Below are 26,845 nucleotides of genomic sequence, written 5' to 3'. Positions count from 1 at the left end.
GGTGGGGGCGCAGGCGCCGGGGCGGGAGCTGGCGCCGGCGCCGGCGCCGGCACCGGTGCGACTGCCTTGCGGACGGGGTCCACGGCGACACCGACGACCTTGCCGACCTCGCCGGTCACGCCCTGCACAGTCCCCCCGACGCTGCCGACGAGTCCGCGCTGCTCGGTCGGAGCGGGCGGGGTCGTGGTGGCGGAGGCCGGTCGGGCGCCGAACAGCAGGGACAGCAGCACGAGGGCCGCGAGGGTCCCGACGCCCAGCAGGACGATCCGGAGTGCGGCGCGCCAGGGTGCGCGCAACGCCTGGTCCATGCGCTCACCTCCTGATCTCGGCCGCGCACGTAGAGTGGTTGACCGGCAATGTACGCCGATCCGGTCCGGAGCACACCCTGTTTCGGAAGAAATTCTCAGGAAGGGCCGTCCGTGGTCTCGATCTTCAACGCACCGACCCGCAACCTGGACATCGTCACGCTGCACGAGATCCTCCGACTGCGGCAGGACGTCTTCGTCGTCGAGCAGGAGTGCGCGTACGGCGACATCGACGGCCGCGACCTCGAGCCGGGCACGGTGCAGTTCTGGGCAGGCAGCGGTTCGGTGGACGCGACCCTGCGCCTGCTGCGGGAGCCCGACGGCACCGAGCGCATCGGCCGGGTCGCCACCGCGATGCACGCCCGCGGGCAGGGCCTTGCCGGCCAGCTCATGGAAGCCGCGATCGCCGAGTCGCGCTCGTCGAGCATCGCGCTCGGCGCCCAGGCCCACCTCGAGCAGTGGTACGGCCGCTTCGGGTTCGTGCGCTCCGGCGACGAGTACCTGGAGGACCGGATCCCGCACGTCCCGATGACCCGGAAGCGCTGACCCGGGGTCCCTGCGGGGTTCCTCGCGTCAGGCCCGCCAGCGGCGTAGCTCGTCGAACGAGCGGCCCTGCGCGGCCCGGTCGGCGACGAGGCGTTCGAACACGATGTTCGTCTGGGTCGTCGCAACCGAGGGGTCGCCGCTGAGCTCGTCGGCGACGAAGTCCCGGAGCTGTTCGGTCGACTCGCACGCGATGTGCACGAGGAAGTCCTTGTCCCCCGCCAGGAACGACACGTCCTGCACGACGGGCACCCGCAGCAGGCGCTTGGCGAAGTCGCGCAGCTCGTGGCGCGCCGCGGCGTGCACCCGCACGGACACCATCGCCTCGATCGAGAACCCCAGGCGGGCGACGTCGACCTCGGCTCGGTAGCCGCGGATCACGCCGGTGTCCTCGAGCGCACGGACACGGGCCAGGCAGGTCGACGGCGCGATGCCGACGGCGGCCGCGAGCCGGTTGTTCGGGATCCGGGCGTCCGCCGCGAGGGTCCAGAGGATGCGCTCGTCGACCTCGTCGAGGCGCGGAGCGGGGTCGGGGCGACGTGCGGGTCGGTCGGACACGGCTCGACGCTACCGCGAGGGCGCGAGCAGGGCGCGGAGCGCGTCCTCGAGGGCCGCCGACACGACGGCGTCGTCGGCGGACGCCAGGGGCTCCACCGCGGTGGACTGCCGGAGCATCGACATCCCGAGGACCACCGCGAGCGCGATCTCCGCCCGGACGAGCATCTCGTCGGACCCCGCCTCGCCGACCGTGCCCGCGAGTCGTTCGGCGTACCGGCGCAGGGTCTCGCGGCGGATGGCATCGGCGCCGTCGTCGCCGGAGGACCGGAGCAGGAGCATCAGCTGCAGGGAGTCGTCGTCGGTGGGGGCCCGGACGATGTGCGTGACGATGCCCGTGAGCGCCCGCTCGAGCCCCTGTTCACGCGACTCCTCAGCGCTCAGGTCGCGCACGACGCGATCGAGGCAGGCGCGGAACAGCCCCTCCTTCGAGCCGAAGTACCGGCTGATCAGGGCGACGTTCACCCCGGCGTCCCCGGCGATGTCCCGCACGGTCGTCGCCCGGTACCCGTCGAAGGCGAACCGACGCCGGGCGGCCTGCACGAGCAGCAGTCGGGTGGCCGCGGCGTCCTTGCTCATGGTGCGCAGCCTATCGGTCCTCACAGGGATGTAAGCAAGCGTTGACATGGCCTCGCGACCGCGTACGCTCGTCATGTCAGCAATTGTTTACATCGACGACCACGACGACACGGAGCACGATGACCGACACCATGCAGAGCCCACGGACCGGCTCGCACCCCACCACGGACCCACGCCGGCCGAACAGCACGGCGATCATCGTCTACCTGTCCCTCGGCGGCCTGTCCTTCGCGGTCCTGCAGTCGCTGGTCGCCCCGGCGCTCTCGACCATCGGGCAGGACCTCGGCGCCTCCACCAGCGCAACGAGCTGGGTGCTCACCGCCTACCTGCTCTCGGCGTCGGTGCTCACGCCGATCCTCGGCCGGCTCGGGGACATGATCGGCAAGCGCAAGGTCCTGATCGTCGTGCTGTCGATCCTGCTCGTCGGCGCCGTGCTCGCCGCCCTCGCACCGAACCTCGGCGTCCTGATCGTCGGGCGCGCGCTGCAGGGTGCCGCCGGCGCCGTGATGCCGTTGTCGATCGGCATCGTGCGCGACGAGCTGCCGAAGGAGAAGGTCAGCGTCACGATCGGCCTCCTATCGGCGATCTTCGGCATCGGTGCCGGTGTCGGCATCGTCGCCGCCGGGCCCATCGTCGAGCACCTGTCCTGGCACTGGCTGTTCTGGCTCCCCGCCGTGCTCGTCGTCATCGCACTGCTCGGGGCGGTCTTCGGCATGCCGGAGTCCCCCGTCCGCAAGCCCGGCCGCCTCGACATGGCCGGCACCTTCGTCCTCGCGGTGTCGCTCGTCGCGATCCTGCTCGCCGTCAGCGAGGGCGAGACCTGGGGCTGGGGCGACGGCAAGACCGTCGGCCTGCTGGTCCTCGGCGCCGTTGCGCTGGTCGTGTTCGTCCTCGTCGAGCTCCGGGTCGCCGAGCCGCTCATCGACGTCCGCCTCTTCGCGGTCCGCGGCGTCTGGACCGCCCACGTCGTCGCACTCGTCTTCGGGTTCGCGATGTTCGGGACGTTCGTCCTCGTCCCGACGCTGCTCCAGCTGCCGACCGGGACCGGCTACGGCTTCGGCAAGGACGTCACCCAGGCAGGCCTCTTCCTGCTGCCGACCGTCGTGATGATGGTCGTCGCCGGGCCCATCGCGGGCATCCTGGTGCGCAAGGTCGGCCCGAAGCCGCCGATGCTCATCGGCGGGTTCGCCATCGTCGCGGCGTTCGTGCTGCCGGCGATCGCCCACGGTGAGCTGTGGCAGGTGGTGGCCTCCGGCGTCCTGACCGGCATCGGCATCGGCATGGCCCTCGCCGCCTGCTCGAACGCGATCATCGAGAGCGTCCCCGCGAACCAGACCGGCGAGGCCATCAGCGCCAACACCGTCGTCCGCACCATCGGCTCGAGCGTCGGCACGGCCGTCATCGCGGCACTCATCACCTCGCACAGCACACCGCAGGGCCTGCCGACCGACGACGCCTTCACGATCGGCTTCTGGGTGTGCACCGCGGTCGCGGTCGTGGCCGTGCTCGCCGCGCTGGTCGCCCCGTCCATGCGCGCCCGCCGTGCCGCGGCGGCCGCCCGCGGGATCGACGACCTCGAGGAGGTCACCGGGTAGGGCCGTTGGGCCCGACCATCCGGCCAGGCCCGTCCAGCGTCGTCGACGCGGGGCGGGCCTCCCGTCCGTCGCGCAACCTGGGAACGCACCGGACGCACGCGCGTCAGCGTGACGATCATCGGACCAGCCACGTCCCGCAGGGGGACGCGGACCGCCGTGCCCGGACAGGAGACCCCATGAACACCACCGACCACGACGACACCACCGCATCCGGCCGGCAGTCGTTCCGCGACACGGTGACCGCCGGACTCGTGCAGAAGGCCCTCGAGCCGGTGCTGCGCGCTGTGCGCGAGGAGGTCGCTGCGGCGCGTCGCGAGATCGGCGAACGCGCGAGCGGCGCGAAGACCGGGCTGGTGCTCACAAGCGTCGCCGTCGCGTTCGCCCTGACGACCCTCGTGGCGCTGGCCGGTTTCGCGGTGGCGCTGCTGGCCCTGGTGCTGCCGCTGTGGGCGGCGACCGGGATCACGTTCGTCGTGTTCGCGATCGTGACCGCGATCCTGTTCGTCGTCGGGCTGCGCGGGATCCGACGCGGTGTGCCGCCGGTGCCGAAAGACACGATCCAGGCGGCGAAGCAGCGGGTGTCGCACGCCGGGGACGCCTCGACGGACAGCGCGGCGCGCGACTGACGGGGCCGGCCGCTCCCGCTACATCGCGAGGGTCATGCCGACCACGGCGACCGTCATGGCGAAGACCTCGCCGCTGCGGACGGCCCGCCGGTCCTCGCGGCCCCACTCGTACCGGAGCAGCCAACCGCTGAACGCGCAGTAGCCGATCACGCCGGCGCCGAGCACCGCGGACAGCGCGATGCCGTGCCCGCCGTGGGCACCCGCGACCCCGGTGGCGTGTCCCATGAGCAGCATCCCCGCCATCACGACGGCGGAGAGCGCGCGGTGCACGTCCATCGGCTCGCCACGGCGACCGTCGGCACGGCGGCGACGCATCACGGGCAGCGGCGCGAGCAGCAGCAGCAGGGTCGCGGCGAACAGGGTCCACACCGCGCCGGCGTCGACGACGGGCATGAGCATCGCGACGAGCATCACGCCCGCCGGCACGATCACGCCCGGGCGCGGTCGGTAGCGGTCACCGACGATGCAGCACACCGACGCGAACTGCGGCACGACGAGCATGGCGTCGGCGACGGTCTCGTGCACGTGGGGCGTCCTCGGTGCGGCGGAGTGGTGCGGGGTAGGGTCAGTCCTCGGCGCGGGCAGCGGCCTTGGCGGCGCGCTCCTGCTTCACGCGGGCGTTCTCGGCGTGCACGGCGGCCTGCGTCGCACGCTCACGGACGAGCCACTCGGGCTTCTGCTCGAGCAGCGTCTTGATGTCCGCCGTCGTCAGTGCGTCGTCGATCCCCGCACGGCTCAGGCCGGAGATGGAGATCCCGAGCTTCTGCGCCACGACGGGTCGCGGGTGCGGGCCGTCGCGTCGGAGGTCCTCGAGCCAGGTCGGGGGTTCGGTCCGGAGCTCGTCGAAGGCGGTCCGCGTGAGGGGAGCGCTCTGGAAGGACTCCGGAGCGGCCGTCAGCAAGATGCCGAGCTTCTTCGCAGCCGTCTCGGGCTTCATGGTCTGTTCCTGCGCCATGAGGACAAGGGTACGGCCCCTATGCTCGTCTGCATGACCGCGGCTCTCACCATCGCCTTCGTGCCGGGGGTCTCCCCCGCAAAGTGGGCCCGTGTCTGGCGGGAACGCTTCCCCTCCATCGAGCTCCGGCTGCGGCCGATCGGTGCCGACGACGTCGACGACACGCTGGCGGGCGAGGCCGACATGGTCTTCGCTCGCATGCCAGTGTCCGAGCAGCACAACGCCATCCCGCTCTGGACAGAGACGGCCGTCGTCGCGATGCCCAAGGACTCCCCCCTCGCCGAACTCGCCGAGGTGGACCTCGCCGACGCCGAGGTCCACGTGATCGACGCCGGCCCGGTGCCCGCCGACATCGACGGATCGCTCGACCTGGTCGAGGCGAACGTCGGCGTCGTGGTTCTCCCCCAGTCACTGTTCCGCGCCGCCAGCCGCAAGGACCTGGTCGGTCGTCCGCTCATGGACGCCGAGGGCACGCGCATCGCGCTGGTCTGGCGGGACGAGGACGCCACCGAGACCACCGAGGAGTTCATCGGCGTGGTGCGCGGGCGGACCGCCAACAGTTCGCGGAGTCAGCCGGACCAGCCGGGAGGCACGGATCGCGACGACTCCGACGGGTCGCGTCCGGCTCGTGGTGGCACCAAGGCCGGATCAACCGGGTCCGGCGGGTCGGGTGCGTCGGGGTCCAAGGGCGGCGGCGGCGCTGGCGGCGGCGCCGGCGGCAAGGCCAAGGCGAAGTCACCCGGCAGCGGCAAGTCCGGCGCCGGCAAGAAGTCCAACACCGGCAAGGGGCCCACGCCCGGACGCGGCAAGATGCGCGGCAAGCCGAGCCGGGGTTCCAAGGGCAACCGATGACGGACACGCGGCTGGTCGTCATGCCGGCCACGCGCCTCCCGGCCTGGCTCGACCGCACGATGGCCGAGTACGTCGAGTCGCGGATGCAGGCGGGCGAGACCCGCGAGCAGGCCGAGGCGAACAAGCAGCAGTCGCTGGACCGGTGGTTCCCGGGCAGCTCGCCCGCTGACGGGCACCTCGTGTGGGACGTCACCGACCAGGACGACAGCGTGGTCGGGTACCTCTGGATCGGACCGTTCACCCCGGGCAGCGCCGAGTGGTGGGTGTTCAACGTCGAGATCGATGAGGCACACCGTCGCCGTGGCCATGCGCGTCGTGCCCTCGAACTCGGGCACCGTGCCGCCGCGGAACACGGTGCGACGAGCATCGGGCTGAACGTGTTCGGCTACAACGCGGGGGCGCAGGAGCTCTACGCGGCGCTCGGGTACCAGGTGACGTCGGCGCAGATGCGGAAGCCGCTGGTCTAGCGCAGGACGGCTGCGGCGGCGCGGGTGACGCGTTCGCCGCGTGTTTCCTCGGCTGCCGCACGGGCCCGGGCGACCACGACGGCGTCGGCGCGCTCGGCCGATCCGTGGTCGAACGGCGGTTGCGGGTCGTACTCGATCTGCAACTGGATCGCCTCGGCCGCGGGTTGTCCGGCGAGCTCGGCCGCGAGCCACAGCGCCATGTCGATGCCCGCGCTCACCCCGGCGGCGGTGACGACAGCGCCGTCCCGGGTGATTCGGGTGTCCACCGGCTGCGCGCCGAAGGCCTCGAGCATCGGCTTCGAGGCCCAGTGCGTCGTGGCCCGCTTGCCGGCGAGCAACCCGGCGGCACCGAGCACGAACGCGCCCGTGCACACCGAGGTGACCCACGTCGCCCCTTCGGCCTGGCGACGGACGAAGGCCACGACGTCCGGGTCGAGCATCGCGTCGAAGGCGCCGTCACCGCCGGGCACGACGAGCACGTCCGCGCGGGCGGCGCCGTCGGCCCCCGCCCGGGCGATCGTCTGGGTCGGGACGAGTGACAGGCCGCAGTCGCTCGGGACCGGGTCGAGGGTGGCCGCGACGTACTCGACGCGTGCGCCGGGCACGCGGCTGAGGACCTGCGCCGGACCGGTCAGGTCGAGCTGGGTCAGGTGCGGGAACAGCAGGAACACGATCCGGATGTCGTCGGCCATGTCGTGACCATAGTCCCGGCGTTCTCGTTCTCGTGCCTGCTCGTGTTCCTGGGCTGGGCTGGGCTTGGCTCGCCTGTCAGCTCCAGACGCCGGAGGTCCCGCGCCGGTGGCTGCCGATCAGGTGGGTGTCGACGATGCCGAGCGCTTCCATCAGGGCGTACATCGTCGTCGGCCCGACGAAGGCGAAGCCGCGCTTCCGCAGCGCCTTCGACAGGGCGAGGGACTCGTCGGACTTCGTCGGGACCTCGGCGTACGAGTGGGGCTCGGGCGTCGTCGTCGGCCGGAACGACCACACGAAGTCGGCGAGCCCGCCGTCCTGCCGCAGGGCGATCGTGGCGTTCGCGTTGGTGATCGTCGCGAGGATCTTCGCGCGGTTCCGGACGATCCCGGCATCCGCCATCAAGCGGGCGACGTCGTCCTCACCGAACGCCGCGACGGTGTCGGCGTCGAAGTCCGCGAAGGCTGCACGGAACGCCGGTCGTTTCGCGAGGATCGTGCGCCAGGACAGCCCGGACTGGAACGCCTCGAGCGAGAGCCGTTCGAACACCCCGCGTTCGTCGCGGACGGGCATGCCCCATTCGTTGTCGTAGTACTCGCGCAGGAGCTCGTCCGACGAGGCCCAGACCGGCCGCGCGAGGCCGTCGTCGCCGGTGACGAGGTCGGGCACGGGCGGGGCGTCGACGGGCTCGGTGCTCATGCGACCATCCTGGCGGGCGCCGCCGACAGCGCGTGGCTCACTCGGCGGGCGGGCCGTCCTGCGTCGCCTGCTCGTCCATCCACACGTACTCCCAGCGGTGTCCGTCCGGGTCGGTGAAGCTCCGCTGGTACATGAAGCCGAGGTCCATCTCCGGGCGGTCCTCGGTGCCGCCGGCAGCGACCGCGGCGTCGACGATGCGGTGGACGTCCTCCTTCGACGGTGCGCTGAGGGAGTTGATGACCTCGATCGTGTCGGCGTCGGCGATCGTCTTGTCGGTGAACTCGGCGAACTTCGCAGTCGTCAGGATCATCACGCAGATGGCGTCACTCACCACCACGCACGCCGCGGTGTCGTCGCTGAACGCCGGGTTGATCGAGTACCCGAGTGCCTCGTAGAACGCCTTCGAGCGCTCGAGGTCCGTGACGGGCAGGTTGATGAAGACCATCGTGTCCATGGCGGTTCCTTTCGTCACGCTCAACCTGGACCCACCTGGACCAGCGCGCAACCGTTTCGTGGGGGAACCAACCGGTACACAATATGCCGGTTGGATGCGGGCGTACGTGGACGAGTCAGAACCCGGTGGAGGACGGGACCACACTGCGTACGTCCTCGCTGCGGTGATCATGCGGATCAACGGCGAGGACGAAGCCCGCGAGGCGGTTCGACGGGCGACCCCTCGGCGGATGCGGAAGCTGCACTGGTACGAGGCACTACCGAGCCAGCGCATCTCGTGGCTCGATCTCCTGCGGCATGCGGTGGCCGTCATCGTGGTCCGGTACGACGGCGCCGTGGCACGGACCGAACGCCGGCGAAGACGGTGCATCGAACGCCTCGTGCACGAACTCGAGCTGCGAAAGGTCGGACACGTGGTCCTCGAGACGCGCGGAACCGCCCGTGACAAGGATGACCGGGCGATGTTCGATGCACTCCGGGATCGCGGAGTCGGGCATGGATTGCGGTTCGAGCACCTCAACCCGTCCGAGAAGCCGCTCCTCGCGTTGGCCGACATCGCCTGCGGGGCTCATGTTGCCGGCCTCGCCGGGGACCACCGACCGGCGAGCCCGATCCTGGTCTCCTGACGGACGCCCCCGGAAAGCGCAAATCCTCGGGCCCGCGCTGGCTGCAGGACATCCGAGGATCACTTTCAACCGAGCAGCACCCGATCGACATATCAATGCTACTTGCCATGCTCAGCCCCGGTCAAGGCATCCGCCGCCGAGGCCGGAAACGACGAAGTCGCTGTCGTGCGACAGCGACTTCGTCGTTCTGCGTCAGGCCGGGGACGCCCGACCGAGCGGCCTCAGGCCAGCTCGCGCCCCTCGCCCGCGGCACGCTGGTGCGCCTCGGCTTCGGCCTGGCCGATGATGTCCTCGGCGGGGACCGGGTTCAGGCGGTCCCAGAGGAAGAACAGCAGCCCGCCGACGAGCAGCGAGATGCCGACCCACAGGTTGATGTGGATGCCGCCGGTCTTCTCGGGGTCGGTGTTCCAGTGCACGATGCCGACGATCGTCGTGATGACGCCGTAGAGCACGAACAGGCCGCCGAGGATGCGGCGCAGGTCGAGCCGGCGGGTCGAGCAGACGAGGGCGGCCTTCTGCTCCTCGGTCATCGCGCCGGGGGTGGTGGTGTCACTCATGGGTGGTGATCTCCTTCGCGGATCAGAGGAACGGGAGGTACAGGACGACGCACAGCACGAGCGCGACGGTGCCGAGCAGGGCGGGCGAGCGGTACCAGGCGGTGTCGGTCGCGACGGAGTCACCGTGCAGGTCGATCTTGCCGATGCCGTAGACCAGCCCGCGCAGCTCCTTCTCGTCCTTCGGCTTGGTCAGCATCGAGACGACGAAACCGACGACCAGCACGGTGACGAACGAGATGATCGCGCCGTACAGGGTCTCCGCGGTCGCGGTGGCGAACAGGTCCGGGTTGACCAGGTACGCGATCCAGGTGATCGTCGGGGTGACGATGCCGAGGACGTACCCCCAGAGCGCGCCCTGTGTCGTCATGCGCTTCCACAGCAGGCCGAGGATGAACACGGCGAACAGCGGTGCGTTGAAGAACGAGAACAGCGTCTGCATGTACGTCATGATGTTCGACGCCTGGGCCGCGATGAACGCGGTCGCGATGCCGACCACGACGCCGACGACGGTCACCCATCGACCGGTCTTCAGGTAGTGCAGATCGGGCATGTTCGGGCGGATGTAGCGCTGCCAGATGTCGTACGTGAAGACGGTGTTGAACGACGAGACGTTCGCCGCCATGCCGGCCATGAAGGACGCCAGCAGACCGGTCACCGCGATGCCGAGCACGCCGGTCGGCAGGTACATCTGGATGAGCTTCGGGATCGCGTCGTTGTAGGTCAGCGTGCCGTCGGCGAACTGGTTGCCGACGACGGCCGCGGCGATCAGGCCGGGGATCACGACGATGGCGGGGATGAAGAGCTTCGGGATCGCTGCGATGAGCGGGGTGCGGCGGGCCGCGGACATGTTCTTCGCCGAGAACGCGCGCTGCACCTCGGTGAAGTTCGTGGTCCAGTAGCCGAAGCCGAGCACGAAGCCCAGGCCGAGCACGATCGCGAGCCAGTTGGCGCCGATCGGGTTCGTGACGTCGCCGAAGCCGGTGCCGGCCCACGCCTGCAGGTGCTGCACGCCTTGGGTCTCGGTGATGGCCTTCGACAGACCGTCCCAGCCGCCGACGCGGTGCAGGCCGACGATCGTGAGCGGGATGAGCCCGGCGATGATCACGAAGAACTGCATGACCTCGTTGTAGATCGCGCTGGAGAGGCCGCCGAGCGTGATGTAGACGAGCACGAAGCCGGCGGAGACGATGATCGCCAACCACTCAGGCCAGCCGAGCATGGCTTCGATCACGATGGCCATCGCGTAGAGGTTGATGCCCGCGATGAGCACGTTCGACACCGCGAACGCGATCGCGTTCACCAGGTGCGGGGCCTTGCCGAAGCGGCGCAGCATGAACTCCGGCACGGACCGGACCTTCGAGCCGTAGTAGAAGGGCATCATCACGAGGCCGAGGAACACCATCGCGGGCACGGCGCCGACGAGGTAGTAGTGCAGGGTCGCCATGCCGATCTGGGCACCGTTGGCCGCCATGCCGAGGATCTCGGTGGCACCGAGGTTCGCGGACACGAACGCCAGACCCGTGATCCACGCGGGCATCGACCGCCCGGACAGGAAGAAGTCCATGCTCGTCCGGACCTGTTTGCGGGCGGTGAACCCGATCCCGATGACGACCGCGAAGTACACGATGATCATCAGGTAGTCGACCCAGCCCAGGTCGAGCCGTATCCCTGTGTTCGCTGCAGCGAGAACCATTCAACATCTCCACGTCAGTGTGTTGCAGTCGACAACTCTGCCGACCCGGACGGAGACGTTACACCGGATTGTGACCGTTCACATAGCCAGGGCATGCATCATCCCGCCCGCGCTGTGCTCCTCGTCCTCGCTAGGCTCTCGCCATGACCGACGCGTCGCGCATCCTCGTCCTCAACGGCCCGAACCTCGACATCCTCGGGCGTCGCGACCCGGAGCAGTACGGCACCGTGACGCTCGCCGAGATCGAGGCGATCGTGCACACCGAGGCGGCCGTGCACGGGCTCGAGGCCGACTTCCGCCAGACGAACCGCGAGGGCGAGCTGGTCGAGTGGCTGCACGAGGCCCTCGACGACTTCGCCGCCGTCGTCATCAACCCCGCCGCGTACGCGCACACGTCGGTCGCGCTGCACGACGCCGTCGAGGCTCTGTCGGTCCCCGTCGTCGAGGTGCACCTGTCGAACACGTGGAAGCGCGAGCCGTTCCGCCACGTCGACCACGTCGCCACCGCCGCGACGGCGGTCATCGCCGGCGCGGGCGCCGACGGCTACCGCCTGGCGGTCGCGCACGTCGCCTCCCTGCTCGGCTGAGCCACAGACGGACGGGAGGCCCGTGGCGGCGTCGCCACGGGCCTCCCGTCCGTCTGCTGGTCACGTTGGGTCGCGCCCGTTCCTTCCCATTGCACGCGCGATGCAAGGTCGTTCCGGGCGTACCTGATGAGAAGTTCTGACCAGGTACGCCCGGAGACACCAGGTACGCCGGGACGAGCCAGGCGCGAGCGCGCCGGTCAGAAGTCGGCGGGGCGCCGCACGTCGTCGAGTCCGGCGGTGGCGAAGCCACCACGGATGAGCGGCACGGCCCGGCGCACGGCCTGGTCGATGCGGAGTTCGAGGTCGATGCTGGCGATGTCGTAGCCGCCCTCGCGCTTGGTGAAGTCCCGCTCGTTGCCGAAGACCCCGAGCGGCAGCGTCGTCGACTGGAAGAAGCCGAACAGGGGGCGCATCTGGTGTTCGACGAGCAGTGCGTGCCGGTCGCTGCCGCCGGTCGCGGTCAGGAGCACCGGGGTGTCGACGAGGTCGTACTGTCCGACCCAGTCGAAGAACAGCTTGAACGCGCCGGAGTAGGCGGCTCGGAAGGCCGGGCTGCCGACCACGAGCACGTCGGCGGCCTCGACCGTCTCGAGTGCCCGTCGGGTGCGGTCGGACATCGCCTCGCGACTCGTCGCCGCACCGAGGTCGGCGAGCAGCGGGCCGATCTCGATCGTCTCGGTCCGCGCACCGTCGATCTCCTCGGACAGGCGGGCCACCGTCGCCGCGACCAGGGTCGAGGTCCGCGAGGGGTCCGATGGGCTGCCGCTGACGCCGACGACCAGTTCTCCGCTCATGCGGTCGATGCTCACACGGTGCCGGGCAGGGCGGCACGTTCGTGACGACATGTGTCGGATGCCAGTCGTCCGGCGTAGCGTCCGCGCCATGCAGACGTTCCTGCCGTACGCGGACTTCCGGGCATCGGCCGAGGTCCTGGACGACCGGCGGCTCGGCAAGCAGCGGGTGGAGACCCTGCAGGTGATGCGGGCGCTCACGCTCCCCGACTACGGGTGGCAGCACCACCCGGTGACGGCGATGTGGCGCGGCTACCGGCCGGCACTGATGGCGTACCAGGAGGCGACCTGCCGGGTGTGGGCCGAGCGCGGGTACGCCGACACCTGCCTGGAGAAGACCCTGCTCGACCTGGGCCGTGTCCCGGAGGACCTGGCGGCGTACGAGCGCGGCGACGTGCCGATCCCGCCGTGGAACGACGACGAGGCCCTGCACGTGTCGCACCGGTCGAAGCTCGTGCAGAAGGCGCCGGAGCACTACCGGGAGCTGTTCCCCGACGTGCAGGACGACCTCGACTACGTCTGGCCGGGCACACCGGAACCGGCGACGCACACGGCCTGAACGTCAGGCCACGGGCACCCAGCGGCCACCCTCGCGGCGGGTGACGACGTCGGATCGGATCTCGACCACGTCCCGCAGGCCGTCGACGGTGGCGTCACGGACGGCCGCGGCGGCGCGGTCGTCCTCTGCCTCGAAGCGCACGACGGCACAGGGCACCCCGCGGAGCAGCCGGACGTCCTCGGCCTCGACGACGGCGTGCGCCCGCACCAGGCGTGCGGCAGCGGGCAGGACGGCGTCCGGTGCCGTGCCGGGAGCGAGGGCACCGATGGCCAGGGTCACGCGGTACGAGGGCATGCGACGACGCTACCGGTGGACCGGAACCCGCCGTGGGCTGCAGGGGAACCGACGCCGCTCAGGGGTGCGGACGTCGACCCACGGCGGGATCGCGGTGTACGGCGGGACACGACGACAGGGGGAACGTCGCGCCCCGCGCCGGACGCCGATCAGGGAATCGGCACCCGGTCTGGGTCCACCGCGCGGCTCGGTTCAGGGGAACCGCACGGTGGTGGACCTCAAGGGTGTTCGGTGTCCTCTCGGTACCGGTCCGTCTCGGTCGGTGCTGGCATCGACCGGTGGGCGGCTGCTGGCTGGACCATCGGGAGCAGGGCACTCCCGGCGGTCGCGAGCGCACCGACCACGGCGATGAGCCCGAGGGGGGCCGTGCCGAGGTCGTGCTGCGCTGCCAGGGCGAGCGCGACGAGGGTCGCCGGCGCCGGCAGGAGCTGCACCGCTCGGAAGCGGTCGTCCCGTCGTGTCCGGGTCATCATCGCGTTGGCCATGGCAACACTCTGGCGCAGATCGGTTGTCCACAGAAGAGGGGACACGTACCCAGAGATGGAGTAGAACGTCTAGTACACCTCAGCCGAGGGCCCGGACCGTCGCGACGGCCTGGGCCACGGCAGCGACGACGAGCGGGACGTCGTCGGCCGTGAGTGATGCGTCGAACGTCAGGCGGAGGGCGGTCCGGGCCACGTCCTCGGGGATGCCGAGCGCCGTGAGCACGTGCGACGCCTCGGTGCTGCCCGCCGCGCACGCACTGCCCGACGACGACACGACGTCGCGCTGCTCGAGCTCGAGCAGGACGGTCTCGCCGTTGACGCCCGGGAAGCAGAACGAGGCGTGCCCGGGCAGCCGGTGCTCCCGCGACCCGGTGACGAACGCGCCGGGGACGGCTGCGAGCACCCCGTCGAGCACGGCGTCACGCACGGTGGTCGCCGCGTCGGACGCTGCTGCTGCCGAGGCCGACCCGAGTGCCGTCGCGACCGCCACGGCACCGGCCACGTCCTCCGTGCCCGACCGCCGCCCGCGCTCCTGCCCGCCACCGTGCAGCAGCGGCTCGAGCGGGACGCCGGAGCGCACGGCGAGCACACCGGTGCCCTTCGGGGCGCCGAGCTTGTGCCCGGACAGCGACAGCGCGTCGACGCCGAGGACGTCGAGCCCGATCGGCAGCCACGGCGCGGACTGCACGGCGTCGGTGTGGAACCGCGCCCCGACCTCGTGCGCCGCCTCGGCGAGCGCCGGCACGTCCTGCACGGTGCCGATCTCGTTGTCGGCGTGCGCGATCGAGACGAGCGTGGTGTCCGGGCGGAGCGCTGCGCGCAGCACCGCCGGGTCGACGCGGCCGTCCGGCCCGACGGGCAGCACGGTGACGTCGAAGTCGTGGAAACGGGCGAGGTACGCGCAGCTCTCCAGCACCGCCTCGTGCTCGATGGCGCTCGTGACGACGTGCCGACCGCGGGGCGCGGCGAGGGCGATCCCCTTGATCGCGGTGTTCGCGCCCTCGGTGCCGCCGGTGGTGAAGACGACCTCGGCAGGCCGGCACCCGAGCACCCCGGCGACGGCGGCCCGTGCGGCGGTGAGTCCCCGCGCGGCCTCGTCCCCGACCCCGTGCGTCGACGAGGGGTTGCCGAACACCCCGGTCAGGTAGGGCCACATCGCCTCGAGCACCTCGCGGCGGACCGGGGTCGTGGCGGCGCGGTCCAGGTAGAACACGTCAGTCCCGCACGGGCACCGCGACGTGCTCCGTCGGCACCGCGACGTCGATGTCGAGCCCGAGGTCGAGCGCCCGCGCCGAGTGGGTCAGTGCGCCGACCGAGATGACGTCGACGCCGGTCGCCGCGATCGCCGCGACGGTGTCGAGTGACACGCCGCCCGAGGCCTCGACGAGCGCACGCCCGGCGACGATGCCGACCCCGGTCACGAGTTCGTCCGGCGTGAAGTTGTCGAGCATGATCGTGTCGACCCCGGCCGCGACGACGGGTTCGATCTGGTCGATCCGGTCCACCTCGACCTCCACGTGCACGGTGTGCCCGAGCCGCTGGCGGGCCTGGGCGATCGCGTCGCCGATGCCGATGCCGCCGGCCAGGAGCACCGCCAGGTGGTTGTCCTTGGCGAGCACGGCGTCGGACAGCGAGGTGCGGTGGTTGTGTCCGCCACCGCACCGGACGGCGTACCGCTCGAGTGCTCGGAGGCCCGGCGTCGTCTTCCGGGTGTCGACGATCCGCGCGGACGTGCCCGCGGTGGCCGCGACGTGGGCCGCGGTGGCCGTGGCGATGCCCGACATCCGCTGGACCAGGTTCAGGGCGACCCGTTCGGCCCGCAGCACGGCGCGCGCCGATCCGGTCACGGTCGCGAGGACGTCGCCCGCCACGAACCGGGTGCCGTCGGCGACGTGCACCACGGCCTGGATCGACGGGTCGACGGCGTGCATCACCGCGACGAAGACCCCACCGCCGCTCAGGACGCCGGGTTCGCGCGCGCCGAGGGTCGCGGTCGCGGTCGCCTCCACGGGGATCAGGGTCTCGCTGGTGACGTCGCCCCAGGGCGCGTCCTCCTCGAGCGCGGTCTCGATCACGCGACGGAGCGCGTGCGGCGGGATGGTGCCGGGGTCGGTGGTCATGCGGGTACCTCCTGCGGGACGACGGCGGAGCCGTCGGCGCGTTCGTCCGTGTGCTCGTCGGGATGTGCGTCGGTGTGGTCGGCGACCCAGCCGTACGAGGCCGGGGCGGTGGGGTCGGTGTCGGGGTGGTCGGTGCGGGCGTGCGCCCCACGCGACTCGGTGCGGGTCTCGGCGGCGAGCGCGACGAGTCGCGCCAGGTCGAGGAGCGCCAGGTCCTCGTGCTCACGCACGCCGCCGCCGGTCGGCGCGGTCAGCGCGTCGAGCTCGCGGCGCGCGCTGGCCAGCCCGACGGCGTCACGGAGCAGCCCGACGCGGTCCGTCATGACGGACTGGACCGCCTGTCGGACGGCACCGACGTCGTCGAGGCGGGTCGCGCCTCCAGGCAGGGTCGGACTGGGCCCACGCCTGCCGGTTCCGGCGCGCTGCGGAGCCTGCGGAGCGGCGTGACGGCCGAGCAGGTGGGGGGAGGCGCAGATCGCGTCAGCCGCTCGGGGCACGCTGGTGACGTGGAGACCGGCGTCCCCGCGCAGGCGGAGCAGGCCGGGTCGCGGTGCAGCGACCGCGTCCGCTGCGCGGACCGCGAAGACGAGTCCCTCGAGCAGGGAGTTCGAGGCGAGCCGGTTGGCGCCGTGGACCCCGGTGCAGGCGGCTTCACCGACGGCGAGGAGTCCGGGCAGGCTGGTCCGGCCCTCGGCGTCGGTGGCGATGCCGCCCATCGAGTAGTGCGCGGCCGGTGCGACGGGGACGCCCTCGCGAGTCCAGTCGAACCCGGCGGCGCGGGTGGCGCGGGTGAGTCCGGGGAACCGCGTGACCAGGAACCCGGCGTCGAGGCCGGTGGCGTCGAGGAGGACGGGTGCGCCGCCCTGGTCGCGCACCGCGGCGGCGATGCCACGGGCGACGACGTCGCGTGGGGCGAGCTCGGCGTCCGGGTGCACGTCGGTCATGAAGCGGTTCCCGGCGGCGTCGCGGAGGACGGCGCCCTCACCGCGGACGGCTTCGGACACCAGGCCGCCGCCGGGGACGGCCAGCCGGGTCGGGTGGAACTGGACGAACTCCAGGTCGGCGAGGACGGCACCGGCGCGCCAGGCGGCGGCGACCCCGTCGCCGGTCGCGACCAGGGGGTTCGTCGTCTCGCGGTACAGGTGTCCCGCTCCCCCGGACGCGATGACGACGGCGTCGGCGTCGAGCCGGCGGGGTTCCCCGAGCAGGTCGAGGACGTCGACGCCGACGACCGCCCCGTCGCGGACGACGAGGTCGGTCAGGCTCGTGCGCTCCAGGATCGTGACGTGTCGACGGTGCAGTGCCGCGATGAGGGTGCGTTCGATGGCGGCCCCGGTCGCGTCACCGTCGGCGTGCACGACGCGCCACCGGCCGTGCGCGGCTTCACGGCCGCGGGCGAGGTCGTCGCCGTACCGGTCGAGTGTCGCCGGGTCCGACGACCGGTCGAAGGGCACCCCGAGGGCGAGCAGGTCGCGGACGCGGGCCGGGCCGTCGGTGCACAGGACCTCGACGGCGCGGGCGTCGGCGCTGCCCGCCGCGGCGACGTGGGTGTCGGCCTGGTGCAGCGCCGCGGAGTCGTCGGCGCCGAGCGCCACCGCGATGCCGCCCTGGGCGTACGCGGTGGCGCTGTCGGCGAGCGCTCCCTTCGTCACCAGGGTGACGTCGTGCAGGGCACTGGCGCGGATCGCTGCGGTCAGCCCGGCGATGCCGGAGCCGACGATGACGACGTGCACGGTGGTCTCCCTCGTTCGTCGGGCTCGCGTGTCAGCCGCGGGGCTTGGCGGCGAGCATCCGCTCGAGCGCCACCTTGGCGTCCGCCTGCACGTCGGCGGGGACGACGATCTCGTTGAGGACCTCGCCGCGGACGAGCGCCTCGAGCACCCAGGCGAGGTAGCCCGGGTGGATCCGGTACATCGTCGAGCAGGGGCAGACGACCGGGTCGAGGCAGAAGATCGTGTGCTGCGGGTACTCGGCGGCGAGCCGGTTCACCATGTTGATCTCGGTGCCGATCGCGAACGTCGTCGGTTCGGTGGCCGCGGCGACGGTCTTCCGGATCAGGTCGGTGCTGCCGGCGTGGTCGGCGGCGTCGACGACGGCCATCGGGCACTCCGGGTGCACGATGACCTGCACGCCCGGGTGCTCGCGGCGGGCCTGGTCGATCTGGTCCACGGTGAAGCGGCGGTGCACCGAGCAGAAGCCGTGCCAGAGGATGACCTTGGCCTCGAGCAGCTCCGCGGCTGTGTTGCCCCCACCGGGCTTCCGGGGGTTCCACAGCGGCATCAGGTCGGTGCTGATGCCCATCGCCTTCGCGGTGTTGCGGCCGAGGTGCTGGTCGGGGAAGAACAGGACGCGCTGCCCGCGCTCGAACGCCCACTCGAGCACGGTCGCGGCGTTCGACGAGGTGCAGACGATGCCGCCGTTGCGACCGCAGAAGGCCTTGAGGTCGGCGGCGGAGTTCATGTAGGTGACCGGGATCACGGGGACGCGGCCGTCGGCGTCGGGCTCGGTGCCGTACACCGCGGTCAGCTCGGCCCACGCGGCCTCGACGCTGTCGATGTCTGCCATGTCCGCCATCGAGCAGCCGGCCGCCAGGTTCGGCAGGATCACGCGCTGGTCGTCGCGGGCCAGGATGTCGGCGGTCTCGGCCATGAAGTGCACGCCGCAGAACACGATCGCCTCGGCGTCGGGCTTCGTCAGGGCGGCGTTCGCGAGCTGGAACGAGTCACCGAGGAAGTCCGCGTGCCGGACGACCTCGTCGCGCTGGTAGAAGTGCCCGAGGACGACGACCCGGTCCCCGAGGGTGGCCTTCGCCCGCTCGATGCGCTCGTGGAGCTCGTCGGTCGCGGCCGTCTTGTACTCGTCGGGCAGGACACCCTGGCGCGGGGCACTCGTCGGGATGACGTCGGACATCGACGACCCCGGGCCGTACCCGGGGCGGGAGTCGAAGTCCCACGTCGGCACGGCGAGGTCGGGCGTGCAGGTGCTGCCACCGGCCTGGCCGTTGGAGATGAGTTCGATCGTCGTGGCGATGGACACGGGGTTTCCTATCGGTTCCGCTGCTGGTGCTGATCGGCTCCGGTCTGCAGCGGGCCGTTGTCCGCGTAGGCCAGGTCGGGGTTCGAGCGGTACAGCCGGGCCGGACGGTGCCGACCCCCGCTCGTGGTCTCGTCGGTCGGCAGGACCGCGTCGGTCTTCTCGACCTGCCGACGGAAGTTCGCGGGGTCGAGCGCTCGGCCGAGCACCGCCTCGTACACGCCCCGGAGTTCGGCGAGGGTGAAGCGGTCGCCGAGGAACGCCTGCGCGATCCGCGAGTACGACATCTTGTTGCGCAGCCGCCACAGGGCGTACTCGACGATGCGGTCGTGGTCGAAGGCGAGCGGCGGGTGCTCGTCGGCCAGGAACCACCGGACGTTCCAGTCGTCGGGCACGACGTTCGCCTCGTCCGGGTGCACGAGCGCCCAGTACACGATCGACACGACCCGGTTCGGGGAGCGTCCGACGTCGCCGAAGGCGTAGAGCTGCTCGAGGTACCGCGGCTGGACGTTCGTCGTCTCGCGGAGGCGGGCGGCTGCCGAGTCCTCGAGCCCCTCGTCGTCGCCGACCCAGCCGCCGGGGAGCGCCCAGGACCCCTCGAACGGCTCGGCGACGCGGCGGACGAGCGGCATCCACAGCGCCGGAGCCCCGGTGTCGGGGTGCGGGCGCAGGGCGACGATCACGGTGGAGACCGCGACGCGGATGCCTGCTTCGTCCATGGTGGAGATAGTGTCAATCTGACTCGAAGTGTTCGGGTTGGGATGACACTATCACTGCCGCAGCGGTCGGCTCGTCACGAGCCGGAAACAGATCGTCACGGGACCGAAAACTCCCGGGGCCACGCCGCGGATAGCGTGAGGACATGACGACGGTGACGAGGGTGCACGCCGTGGTGTCGGGGACGGTCCAGGGGGTCGGTTTCCGGTACTGGACCGCGCGGAAGGCCGACGGGCTCGACCTCGTCGGGTACGCCAGGAACCTGTTCGACGGCACGGTCGAGGTCGAGGCCGAGGGCCCGTCGGTCGCGGTCGACTCGCTCGTCGAGTGTCTCCGCACCGGTCCGCCCTCGGCGACCGTGACCGACGTCACGCTCCGGACGGTCGCGCCGCACGGCGACGCCGACGGGTTCGCCATCCTGCACTGAGCGAGCCCGACGGGAGGACGGATCGCGCGGCACCGATCGTTCACCTGCGGATGTCGGAGCGAAGCGGAATAATCGCATCCACTCAGGGGGTTGCCCTGTCTGCGCGTCCTGCGCCACACCCGTTCCACCCGTCGTGACCCACCAGGAGCACCCGCATGACCCAGGCCGTCGATTCCGCCCCGCGCACCGGGAGCGTCTCGCAGCCGTCCGCTGCCGAGACCCGACTCGTGATCGGGCTGCTGCTCGTCTCCGCGTTCGTCGTCATCCTCAACGAGACGATCATGGGTGTGGCGCTGCCCCGCCTCATGGACGACCTCCGGATCAGCGCCGCGACCGGTCAGTGGCTGACCACCGGCTTCCTGCTCACCATGGCGGTCGTCATCCCGATCACCGGGTTCCTGCTGCAGCGCTTCAACACCCGCCCGGTCTTCGTCTGGGCCATGGGGCTCTTCTCGCTCGGCACGCTGATCGCCCTGCTCGCGCCGGGCTTCACGGTCCTGCTCGTCGGCCGCATCGTGCAGGCCAGCGGCACCGCGATCATGATGCCGCTGCTCATGACGACGGTCCTGACCCTCGTCGACCCGGCCCACCGCGGCCGCATCATGGGCAACATCTCGATCGTCATCTCGGTCGCACCGGCGATCGGGCCGACCATCTCCGGGCTCATCCTCAACGCGTTCTCGTGGCGCTGGCTGTTCGGCTTCGTCCTGCCCATCGCGATCGCCGCGCTCATCCTCGGCATGGTCAAGGTGCAGAACGTCTCGACGCCGCGCAAGGCCCCGATCGACGTGCTCTCGGTGGTGCTGTCCGCCTTCGCCTTCGGCGGGATCGTCTACGGCCTCTCCAGCATCGGTGAAGCCGCCACGACCGGTCTCGCCGTCCCGGTGGGCGCGCTCGTCGTCGGCGCGGTCGCCCTCGCGGTGTTCATCGTCCGGCAGACCCGTCTGCAGCGCACCGACAGTGCCCTGCTCGACCTCCGCACCTTCCGCACGCGCGGCTTCACGGTGCCGATCGTCGCGATGGGCCTGAGCTTCATGGCGATGTTCGGCACGCTCATCCTGCTGCCGATCTACCTCGAGCGCGTCCTCGGGCTCGAGGTGCTGCAGGTCGGCCTGCTGCTGCTCCCCGGTGGGCTGCTGATGGGGCTCCTCTCCCCCATCGTCGGGCGCATCTACGACCGTCGTGGTCCGCGCGTGCTGCTCATCCCCGGTTCGATCATCGTCAGTGCCGTGCTCTGGGCACTCTCCACCGTGGACGTCGACACCAGCGTGTGGTTCGTCCTCGGCGCACACGTGGTGCTGAGCATCGGCCTGGCCCTGACCTTCACGCCGCTGTTCACCGCGGCGCTCGGCGGACTGCCCCCGAAGCTGTACTCGCACGGCAGCGCGGTGCTCGGCACGGCGCAGCAGCTCGCCGGGGCCGCCGGCACGGCACTCTTCGTCACACTGCTGACGATCGGTGCGGCGACCGCCGTCGAGGGCTCCGGAGCCGACGGCCTGGCCGTGGCCACCGCCTCGGGTGTCGGCACCGCCTTCCTGGTCGGCGCGGTCATCTCGCTGTTCGGCATCCTGGCCTCGGTGTTCGTCCGTCGGCCGGAACTGCCCGAGGGCGCGCCGACGCCCCCGCCCGTGCACTGACCGACGAGCCTCGCGCACTGACCGACGAGCAGGGCCGGACGCCGAACCCGTGACGGGACCGGCGCCCGGCCCACGCCCGTCTCCGGACCGCGTGGCAGGGTGGGCGCCATGCGGTCGACGACGAGCGAGCTCAACTGGTCCGGCACGGTCACCTACACGGCCGAACGGGTCGTCCGGCCGTCGTCGATCGACGAGGCCGCCGAGGTCATCGCCGGCACCGGACGGGTGCACGGACTCGGTACCCGGCACTCGTTCAACGACGTCGCCGACACCGCGGGCGTCCTCCTCGACCTGACCGGGATCCCGACCGACCTCGTCGTCGACGCCGAGCAGCGCACCGTGACGCTCGGCGCCGGCACCCGGTACGGCGACGTCGCGGCCGACATCGACCGCGCCGGGTTCGCCCTGCACAACACGGGTTCCCTGCCGCACATCTCGGTGGGCGGGGCCATCGCGACGGGCACCCACGGTTCCGGCACGACACTCGGTTCACTGTCCACCGCCGTGCGCTCGCTCGAGGTGCTCGGGCCGGACGGTACCGCGCGCACGATCGACCGGACCGACCCGGCGTTCGACGGCGCCGTGCTGCACCTCGGACTGCTCGGCATCGTGACCCGGGTGACCCTCGACGTCGAACCGGCCTACCGGATGCGTCAGGACGTCTACGGTGCGATCCCGTGGGACACCTTCACGGCGAACGTCGCCGAGGTGCACGCCGCCGGGTACTCGGTGTGCGCGTACACGGTGTTCGGCGACGCGATCAGTGAGGTCCTGGTGAAGTCGCGCGTGCCCGACGGAGCCGACGACGTGCCCGTCCCGGACGCACTCGTCGGCGCACCCCGGCTGCCCGGCACACCCGGTGACGACCGCCGCACCGCCCGCGACGGGTCGGTCGGCCCGTGGTGGGACCGACTGCCGCACTTCCCGTTCGGATCCGTCCCGAGCCACGGGTCCGAGGTGCAGAGCGAACACTTCGTCCCCCTCCGGCACGCGGCGGCCGCCCTGGACGCGCTCCGGGGGCTGGCGGACCGGATACAGCCGCACCTGCACGTCTGCGAACTCCGGACGATGGCCGCCGACGGGTTCTGGCTCAGCCCGACCCAGGGCGAGGACGTCCTCTGCATCGCCTTCACGTGGAAGAAGCACCCGGCCGAGGTCGCCGCGCTCCTGCCCGACCTCGAGGCCCGGCTCGCGGCATTCGACGGCCGTCCGCACTGGGGCAAGATGAGCTCACTCGACCACGCGGCCATCGCCGGGCTGTACCCGCGGCTAGCGGACTTCCGCGACCTCGTCGCCCGAGCCGACCCGGAGCGGACGTTCGCATCCGCGTTCGGCGAACGCGTGCTCGGGACCTGACCCGGGCCTCCAGGCAGTGCCCCGCTAGTCGGTCGTGAGCGCGAGCGGCGTGATCGTCCGCGTCTCACCGTCCCAGTGCCGGACGCCACCGACGTCGAGCGTCTCCGGCAGGGGCACGGCGCGCAGCGCAGCAACGGCGCTCGGCAGGTCCTCGTCACGCACGCGGCGGGCCAGCGTGACGTGCGGCGACCAGTGCCCGGGCAGCGACGTCTCGACGCCGCCGGGCGCGATCGCGTGCACCTCGCCGTGGAAGGTCGTGAGCGCCGCGTCGACGACCACCGCGCGCACGAGCACCGACCGACCGGCACCCGCGGGGAAGAGCAGGAGCCCGCCCAGCCGGATCGACGTCGGGACCGGCGTGCGGAACCCCGCCGGCACGGGCAGCGTCTCCCCGACGGCCAGGGTGACGTGCGGGGCGTTCGACGGGGACGGGTGCCGCCCGAGGCTCGGCAGGTCGGCGTCGATCAGGGCCTGCCACGCCGACCGCACGGCGGCGTCCGACTCCGGGCCGAGGACGAGTTCGATGCTGCGCACGGTGCGAGTCAACCAAGTCCTGCCGGGACGCGTCCCGCGACGGACGCGACACGGGTCGAGTGCCGCGTAACACAGCGGAACGGAACTCGCTCCGGGGGTGGGGCGCACGTCACACTCGTCTCCACACCGCGGACCACCGCGGCTCCCCCACACGCACGGCCCACGAGGAGCACCAGCATGTCCGCAGCCCCCGCACTGCCTGAGAAGCCGAAGGGCAAGCGCCCGATCGGCTGGATCGTCGCCGCCGCGATCGTCGTCGTGGCGATCGTCGTCGCCGTCATCGTCGGAGCCGTCCGCTCCGGGAGCAACGACGCCGGCGGCGCCGGTGCCGCCGGTGACGCCGCCCCGAAGACCGTCACGATCGGTGTCGCGGACAAGTCGCTCGGCTACTGGAGCACCTACACGAAGCTCGCGAAGGAGCAGCTCAACGTCACGGTGAAGCTGACGAACTTCTCCGATTACTCGCTGCCGAACCCGGCGCTCAAGGACGGCCAGCTGGACATCAACCAGTTCCAGCACATCCAGTACCTGGCGGACTACAACGTCACCTCGAACGACGACCTGCAGCCGATCGGTTCGACCGCCGTGTACCCGCTGCCGCTCTACGCGACGAAGTACGACGAGCCCTCCGAGCTGCCCGCGAACGCGAAGGTCGCGATCCCGAACGACTCGATCAACCAGGCGCGTGCGCTCCTGATCCTGCAGGCGGCGGACCTCATCACGCTCAAGGACGGCGGCTCGGCGTTCTCCACCGCGGACGACATCGAGACGAAGAAGGTCGACGTCCAGCCCCTCGACGCCTCGCAGACCGCGAACGCCCTGCAGCAGGGCTCGGTCGCCGCCGCCGTCGTGAACAACAACTTCGCCACCGCGGCTGGCCTGCCGATCTCGGACGCGATCTACCAGGACGACCCCTCCAGCGCGAGCGCTGCCCCGTACGTGAACGTCTTCGCCGTCCGCGACGAGGACAAGGGCAACAAGACCTACCTCGACCTGGCGGAGCTGTTCCAGGAGGACGCCGTGCAGAAGGCCTTCGCGAAGGACCTGCCCGAGGCCGTCGCCCGCGACGAGAGCGCCTCGAAGCTGCAGGACGAGCTCGCCCAGGTCGAGCAGGACGCGAAGGCGGCCAAGCAGTAGTGCCGGTCCTCGTCGAACTCCGCGGCGTCTCGAAGCACTACCGCCGCGCCGACACCGGCGAGACCGTGGTGGCCGTCGAGGACGTCTCCCTGGACGTGCACCAGGGCGAGGTCCTCGGCGTCATCGGGTACTCCGGTGCGGGCAAGTCCACCCTGGTCCGCCTGGTCAACGCGCTCGAGCTGCCGAGCTCCGGCACGGTGACCGTCGCCGGCCGTGAGCTGACGGCGATCCCCGAGCGGGACCGCCGTCTGGCGCGTCGCAACATCGGGATGATCTTCCAGCAGTTCAACCTGTTCCGCTCCCGCACGATCGCCGGCAACGTCGCGTACCCGCTCAAGGTCGCCGGTGTGCCGAAGGCGGAACGGAACCGCCGGGTCGCCGAGCTGCTCGACTTCGTCGGCCTGCTCGAGCGCGCGCACGCCTACCCGGAGCAGCTGTCCGGCGGGCAGAAGCAGCGTGTCGGCATCGCCCGTGCCCTCGCGGCGTCGCCCGACCTGTTGCTCGCCGACGAGGCGACCAGCGCCCTCGACCCGGACACCACGTCCGAGGTGCTCGCGCTGCTCCGCCGGGTCAACCGGGAGCTCGGCGTCACCATCATCGTCATCACCCACGAGATGGACGCCGTCCGCCAGATCGCCGACCGCGTCGCCGTGATGGAGCAGGGGCGGGTGGTCGAGGTCGGGGACGTCTACGACGTGTTCTCCGCGCCGAAGACCGGTGCCGCGCAGCGCTTCGTCCGCACCGCACTGCACGACCGGCCCTCCCCCGAGACGCTCCGGCGGCTGCGGGACCGCCACCCCGGTCGGCTCGTCACGGTGCAGATCACCGACGAAGCCGGGCTGCAGAACCGCATCGACGCCGCCTTCCGCGCCGCCGGGGCCACCGCCGAGCTGGTCTACGGCGGGGTCGGCGAAATCCGGGAGCGCCGGATCGGCTCGCTCACCTACGAGTTGAGCGCGCCCGCCGGCGGGTCCGGCGCGGCAGTCGCGTCCGGCTCGTCGGGCGCGGCCGGCGGTTCGGATGCGTCCGGCGCCATCGACGCCGCGATCGCCGCACTCCGCGCCGACGGCGTCACGACCGACGAGGAGGCCGCCGCGTGAACAACAACTCGTTCCAGAGCGTGATCGACACGTTCGACGTCTTCTTGGCGGCCATCCGCGACACCATCGTGATGTCGCTCGTCTCGCTCGTCATCGCCGGGGTCATCGGCCTCGCGCTCGGCCTGCTGCTCTACGCGACCCGGCCCGGCAACGTGCTCGGCAACCGCACCGCCTACACGGTCCTCAACGTGTTCGTGAACCTGATCCGCCCGATCCCGTTCGTGATCTTCCTCGCCGCGATCGCGCCGCTGTCGCGAGTGGTCGTGCAGACCACGATCGGCGTCCCGGCGGTGACGTTCGCGATCTCGCTGGCGGCGGCGTTCGCGGTGTCCCGGATCGTGGAGCAGAACCTGCTGTCGGTCGACCCGGGCGTGGTCGAGGCGGCTCGGGCCTCGGGCGCGCACCCCGTCTCGATCCTGCTGACCGTGCTCATCCCCGAGGGCCTCGGCCCGCTGATCCTCGGCTACACGTTCATCTACATCGGCATCGTCGACATGACGGCGCAGGGTGCGCTGATCGGTGGCGGCGGACTCGGCGAGTACGCGATCACCTACGGCTCGCAGCGGTACGACTGGTGGGTGGTCTACGTCTCGGTGGCGGCGATCGTCGTCATCGTGCAGCTCGGCCAGTTCATCGGCAACCGCTTGGCGCGGGCGACCCTGCGTCGCTGACGCGGGCGGCCCCACCACCCTGCGTGGTGCGTGGGCCCGTCGCGGGCACGTCGGGAGCCCTTCGGCTCGACCGCCTGGAGGCCCGGTGCCGGTTCCTGGAACCGGCACCGGGCCTCCAGTGCGTTGCCGGCGGTGCGGGCGCACCCCGCGTCGTCCGCCGAGCGGTCACCGGCGACTCGCCACTCATGTCCGCTCAAGTTCC

32 protein-coding genes and 1 pseudogene are annotated in these 26,845 nt (G+C 71.5%); 14 read left to right on the top strand and 19 right to left on the bottom strand.

Features of this window, described 5'->3' with window-relative positions; all coding sequences use genetic code 11:
* Positions 1–308 (bottom strand): annotated as a pseudogene (locus tag KK097_RS14715) (hypothetical protein); the annotation flags it as partial.
* Positions 309–419: 111 nt separating this feature from the next.
* Between KK097_RS14715 and KK097_RS14710 the strand changes: the two are divergent.
* A complete protein-coding gene (locus KK097_RS14710; protein ID WP_214529631.1) occupies positions 420–851 on the top strand; it encodes a GNAT family N-acetyltransferase in 432 nt (143 codons plus the stop codon).
* 27 nt (positions 852–878) lie between these two features.
* On the opposite strand, the gene KK097_RS18765 is transcribed toward KK097_RS14710, so the two are convergent.
* Positions 879–1,406, bottom strand: a complete 528-nt coding sequence (locus KK097_RS18765) for an Lrp/AsnC family transcriptional regulator (RefSeq protein WP_214545293.1) — start codon at positions 1,404–1,406, stop codon at positions 879–881.
* A 9-nt stretch (positions 1,407–1,415) separates the two neighbouring features.
* The gene (locus tag KK097_RS18490; protein WP_214529633.1) at positions 1,416–1,982 is read right to left on the bottom strand and encodes a TetR/AcrR family transcriptional regulator; all 567 of its coding nucleotides are present in this window, start codon (positions 1,980–1,982) and stop codon (positions 1,416–1,418) included.
* Positions 1,983–2,101: 119 nt separating this feature from the next.
* On the opposite strand from KK097_RS18490, the gene KK097_RS14695 reads away from it, so the two are divergent.
* Positions 2,102–3,577 (top strand): MFS transporter, encoded by a 1,476-nt coding sequence (locus tag KK097_RS14695; RefSeq protein WP_214545292.1) that lies wholly within the window; start codon positions 2,102–2,104, stop codon positions 3,575–3,577.
* A gap of 176 nt (positions 3,578–3,753) precedes the next feature.
* On the top strand, positions 3,754–4,203 hold the full coding sequence (locus tag KK097_RS14690; RefSeq protein ID WP_214545291.1) for a phage holin family protein: 450 nt from the start codon (positions 3,754–3,756) through the stop codon (positions 4,201–4,203).
* Positions 4,204–4,221: 18 nt separating this feature from the next.
* On the opposite strand, the gene KK097_RS14685 is transcribed toward KK097_RS14690, so the two are convergent.
* Complete coding sequence (locus KK097_RS14685) at positions 4,222–4,728, bottom strand: hypothetical protein (RefSeq protein ID WP_214545290.1); 507 nt, start codon at positions 4,726–4,728, stop codon at positions 4,222–4,224.
* A 40-nt stretch (positions 4,729–4,768) separates the two neighbouring features.
* Positions 4,769–5,158 (bottom strand): DUF5997 family protein, encoded by a 390-nt coding sequence (locus KK097_RS14680; protein WP_017888549.1) that lies wholly within the window; start codon positions 5,156–5,158, stop codon positions 4,769–4,771.
* Positions 5,159–5,191: 33 nt separating this feature from the next.
* Between KK097_RS14680 and KK097_RS14675 the strand changes: the two genes are divergently transcribed.
* Both KK097_RS14675 and KK097_RS14670 read left to right on the top strand, forming a co-directional pair.
* Positions 5,192–6,010 carry a LysR family transcriptional regulator substrate-binding protein gene (locus KK097_RS14675; RefSeq protein ID WP_214545289.1) on the top strand — a complete coding sequence of 273 codons (819 nt, stop codon included), beginning with the start codon at positions 5,192–5,194 and terminating at the stop codon, positions 6,008–6,010.
* Positions 6,007–6,477, top strand: a complete 471-nt coding sequence (locus KK097_RS14670; protein ID WP_214545288.1) for a GNAT family N-acetyltransferase — start codon at positions 6,007–6,009, stop codon at positions 6,475–6,477. The genes KK097_RS14675 and KK097_RS14670 overlap by 4 nt, the downstream gene beginning before the upstream one ends.
* On the opposite strand, the gene KK097_RS14665 is transcribed toward KK097_RS14670, so the two are convergent.
* From KK097_RS14665 to KK097_RS14655, 3 genes are all read right to left on the bottom strand, one after another.
* Positions 6,474–7,169, bottom strand: a complete 696-nt coding sequence (locus tag KK097_RS14665) for a DJ-1/PfpI family protein (RefSeq protein WP_214545287.1) — start codon at positions 7,167–7,169, stop codon at positions 6,474–6,476. The two genes, KK097_RS14670 and KK097_RS14665, sit on opposite strands and share 4 nt — an antisense overlap.
* A gap of 76 nt (positions 7,170–7,245) precedes the next feature.
* Positions 7,246–7,866, bottom strand: coding sequence for a DNA-3-methyladenine glycosylase I (locus KK097_RS14660; RefSeq protein ID WP_214545286.1), 621 nt, complete (start codon positions 7,864–7,866; stop codon positions 7,246–7,248).
* 37 nt (positions 7,867–7,903) lie between these two features.
* Positions 7,904–8,320 (bottom strand): VOC family protein, encoded by a 417-nt coding sequence (locus KK097_RS14655; RefSeq protein WP_214529648.1) that lies wholly within the window; start codon positions 8,318–8,320, stop codon positions 7,904–7,906.
* Positions 8,321–8,426: 106 nt separating this feature from the next.
* Between KK097_RS14655 and KK097_RS14650 the strand changes: the two genes are divergently transcribed.
* Positions 8,427–8,945, top strand: a complete 519-nt coding sequence (locus KK097_RS14650) for a hypothetical protein (protein WP_214545285.1) — start codon at positions 8,427–8,429, stop codon at positions 8,943–8,945.
* 221 nt (positions 8,946–9,166) lie between these two features.
* Here KK097_RS14650 and KK097_RS14645 read toward each other — a convergent pair whose 3' ends face one another.
* Both KK097_RS14645 and KK097_RS14640 read right to left on the bottom strand, forming a co-directional pair.
* On the bottom strand, positions 9,167–9,502 hold the full coding sequence (locus KK097_RS14645; RefSeq protein WP_214545284.1) for a hypothetical protein: 336 nt from the start codon (positions 9,500–9,502) through the stop codon (positions 9,167–9,169).
* A 22-nt stretch (positions 9,503–9,524) separates the two neighbouring features.
* Entirely contained in the window at positions 9,525–11,195 is a 1,671-nt protein-coding gene (locus tag KK097_RS14640) for a sodium:solute symporter family protein (RefSeq protein ID WP_214529653.1), read from the bottom strand.
* A 143-nt stretch (positions 11,196–11,338) separates the two neighbouring features.
* Between KK097_RS14640 and aroQ the strand changes: the two genes are divergently transcribed.
* Positions 11,339–11,782, top strand: a complete 444-nt coding sequence (gene aroQ / locus KK097_RS14635) for a type II 3-dehydroquinate dehydratase (protein WP_214529654.1) — start codon at positions 11,339–11,341, stop codon at positions 11,780–11,782.
* A 197-nt stretch (positions 11,783–11,979) separates the two neighbouring features.
* Here aroQ and KK097_RS14630 read toward each other — a convergent pair whose 3' ends face one another.
* The gene (locus tag KK097_RS14630; protein ID WP_214529655.1) at positions 11,980–12,576 is read right to left on the bottom strand and encodes an NAD(P)H-dependent oxidoreductase; all 597 of its coding nucleotides are present in this window, start codon (positions 12,574–12,576) and stop codon (positions 11,980–11,982) included.
* 88 nt (positions 12,577–12,664) lie between these two features.
* On the opposite strand from KK097_RS14630, the gene KK097_RS14625 reads away from it, so the two are divergent.
* A complete protein-coding gene (locus KK097_RS14625; RefSeq protein WP_214545283.1) occupies positions 12,665–13,132 on the top strand; it encodes an MSMEG_6728 family protein in 468 nt (155 codons plus the stop codon).
* A 3-nt stretch (positions 13,133–13,135) separates the two neighbouring features.
* On the opposite strand, the gene KK097_RS14620 is transcribed toward KK097_RS14625, so the two are convergent.
* The 7 genes from KK097_RS14620 to KK097_RS14590 all read right to left on the bottom strand — a co-directional run bounded on the left by KK097_RS14620 (position 13,136) and on the right by KK097_RS14590 (position 19,783).
* Positions 13,136–13,426 (bottom strand): hypothetical protein, encoded by a 291-nt coding sequence (locus tag KK097_RS14620; protein WP_214529657.1) that lies wholly within the window; start codon positions 13,424–13,426, stop codon positions 13,136–13,138.
* Positions 13,427–13,644: 218 nt separating this feature from the next.
* Positions 13,645–13,911: a hypothetical protein gene (locus tag KK097_RS14615; protein ID WP_214545282.1), complete on the bottom strand. Its 267-nt coding sequence runs from the start codon at positions 13,909–13,911 to the stop codon at positions 13,645–13,647.
* A 79-nt stretch (positions 13,912–13,990) separates the two neighbouring features.
* Positions 13,991–15,124 carry a cysteine desulfurase family protein gene (locus tag KK097_RS14610; RefSeq protein WP_214545281.1) on the bottom strand — a complete coding sequence of 378 codons (1,134 nt, stop codon included), beginning with the start codon at positions 15,122–15,124 and terminating at the stop codon, positions 13,991–13,993.
* Position 15,125: 1 nt separating this feature from the next.
* On the bottom strand, positions 15,126–16,031 hold the full coding sequence (nadC, locus tag KK097_RS14605; protein ID WP_214545280.1) for a carboxylating nicotinate-nucleotide diphosphorylase: 906 nt from the start codon (positions 16,029–16,031) through the stop codon (positions 15,126–15,128).
* A complete protein-coding gene (locus KK097_RS14600) occupies positions 16,028–17,764 on the bottom strand; it encodes an L-aspartate oxidase (RefSeq protein ID WP_214545279.1) in 1,737 nt (578 codons plus the stop codon). The genes nadC and KK097_RS14600 overlap by 4 nt, the downstream gene beginning before the upstream one ends.
* Before the next feature lie 31 nt (positions 17,765–17,795).
* Positions 17,796–19,067, bottom strand: a complete 1,272-nt coding sequence (gene nadA / locus KK097_RS14595; RefSeq protein WP_214545278.1) for a quinolinate synthase NadA — start codon at positions 19,065–19,067, stop codon at positions 17,796–17,798.
* A gap of 8 nt (positions 19,068–19,075) precedes the next feature.
* The gene (locus KK097_RS14590; protein WP_214529663.1) at positions 19,076–19,783 is read right to left on the bottom strand and encodes an NUDIX hydrolase; all 708 of its coding nucleotides are present in this window, start codon (positions 19,781–19,783) and stop codon (positions 19,076–19,078) included.
* Positions 19,784–19,926: 143 nt separating this feature from the next.
* Between KK097_RS14590 and KK097_RS14585 the strand changes: the two genes are divergently transcribed.
* The 3 genes from KK097_RS14585 to KK097_RS14575 all read left to right on the top strand — a co-directional run bounded on the left by KK097_RS14585 (position 19,927) and on the right by KK097_RS14575 (position 23,201).
* Entirely contained in the window at positions 19,927–20,208 is a 282-nt protein-coding gene (locus KK097_RS14585; protein WP_214529664.1) for an acylphosphatase, read from the top strand.
* A 155-nt stretch (positions 20,209–20,363) separates the two neighbouring features.
* Entirely contained in the window at positions 20,364–21,845 is a 1,482-nt protein-coding gene (locus tag KK097_RS14580; RefSeq protein ID WP_214529665.1) for an MDR family MFS transporter, read from the top strand.
* Positions 21,846–21,953: 108 nt separating this feature from the next.
* Positions 21,954–23,201, top strand: coding sequence for a D-arabinono-1,4-lactone oxidase (locus KK097_RS14575; protein WP_214545277.1), 1,248 nt, complete (start codon positions 21,954–21,956; stop codon positions 23,199–23,201).
* 24 nt (positions 23,202–23,225) lie between these two features.
* Here KK097_RS14575 and KK097_RS14570 read toward each other — a convergent pair whose 3' ends face one another.
* Positions 23,226–23,735, bottom strand: coding sequence for a 2'-5' RNA ligase family protein (locus KK097_RS14570; RefSeq protein WP_214545276.1), 510 nt, complete (start codon positions 23,733–23,735; stop codon positions 23,226–23,228).
* Between the two features lie 177 nt (positions 23,736–23,912).
* Between KK097_RS14570 and KK097_RS14565 the strand changes: the two genes are divergently transcribed.
* The 3 genes from KK097_RS14565 to KK097_RS14555 are packed head-to-tail and all read left to right on the top strand — an operon-like array spanning position 23,913 to position 26,643.
* The gene (locus tag KK097_RS14565) at positions 23,913–24,872 is read left to right on the top strand and encodes a MetQ/NlpA family ABC transporter substrate-binding protein (RefSeq protein WP_214545275.1); all 960 of its coding nucleotides are present in this window, start codon (positions 23,913–23,915) and stop codon (positions 24,870–24,872) included.
* Positions 24,872–25,972: a methionine ABC transporter ATP-binding protein gene (locus tag KK097_RS14560; protein ID WP_214545274.1), complete on the top strand. Its 1,101-nt coding sequence runs from the start codon at positions 24,872–24,874 to the stop codon at positions 25,970–25,972. Before KK097_RS14565 ends, KK097_RS14560 begins: the two co-directional genes overlap by 1 nt.
* The gene (locus KK097_RS14555; RefSeq protein WP_214529670.1) at positions 25,969–26,643 is read left to right on the top strand and encodes a methionine ABC transporter permease; all 675 of its coding nucleotides are present in this window, start codon (positions 25,969–25,971) and stop codon (positions 26,641–26,643) included. Before KK097_RS14560 ends, KK097_RS14555 begins: the two co-directional genes overlap by 4 nt.
* Positions 26,644–26,845 lie beyond the last annotated feature (202 nt).

Origin of the sequence: Curtobacterium flaccumfaciens, assembly GCF_018598405.1 — a bacterium.
GTDB lineage: Bacteria > Actinomycetota > Actinomycetes > Actinomycetales > Microbacteriaceae > Curtobacterium > Curtobacterium aurantiacum.
This window is presented reverse-complemented; position numbering and strand designations above follow the sequence as displayed.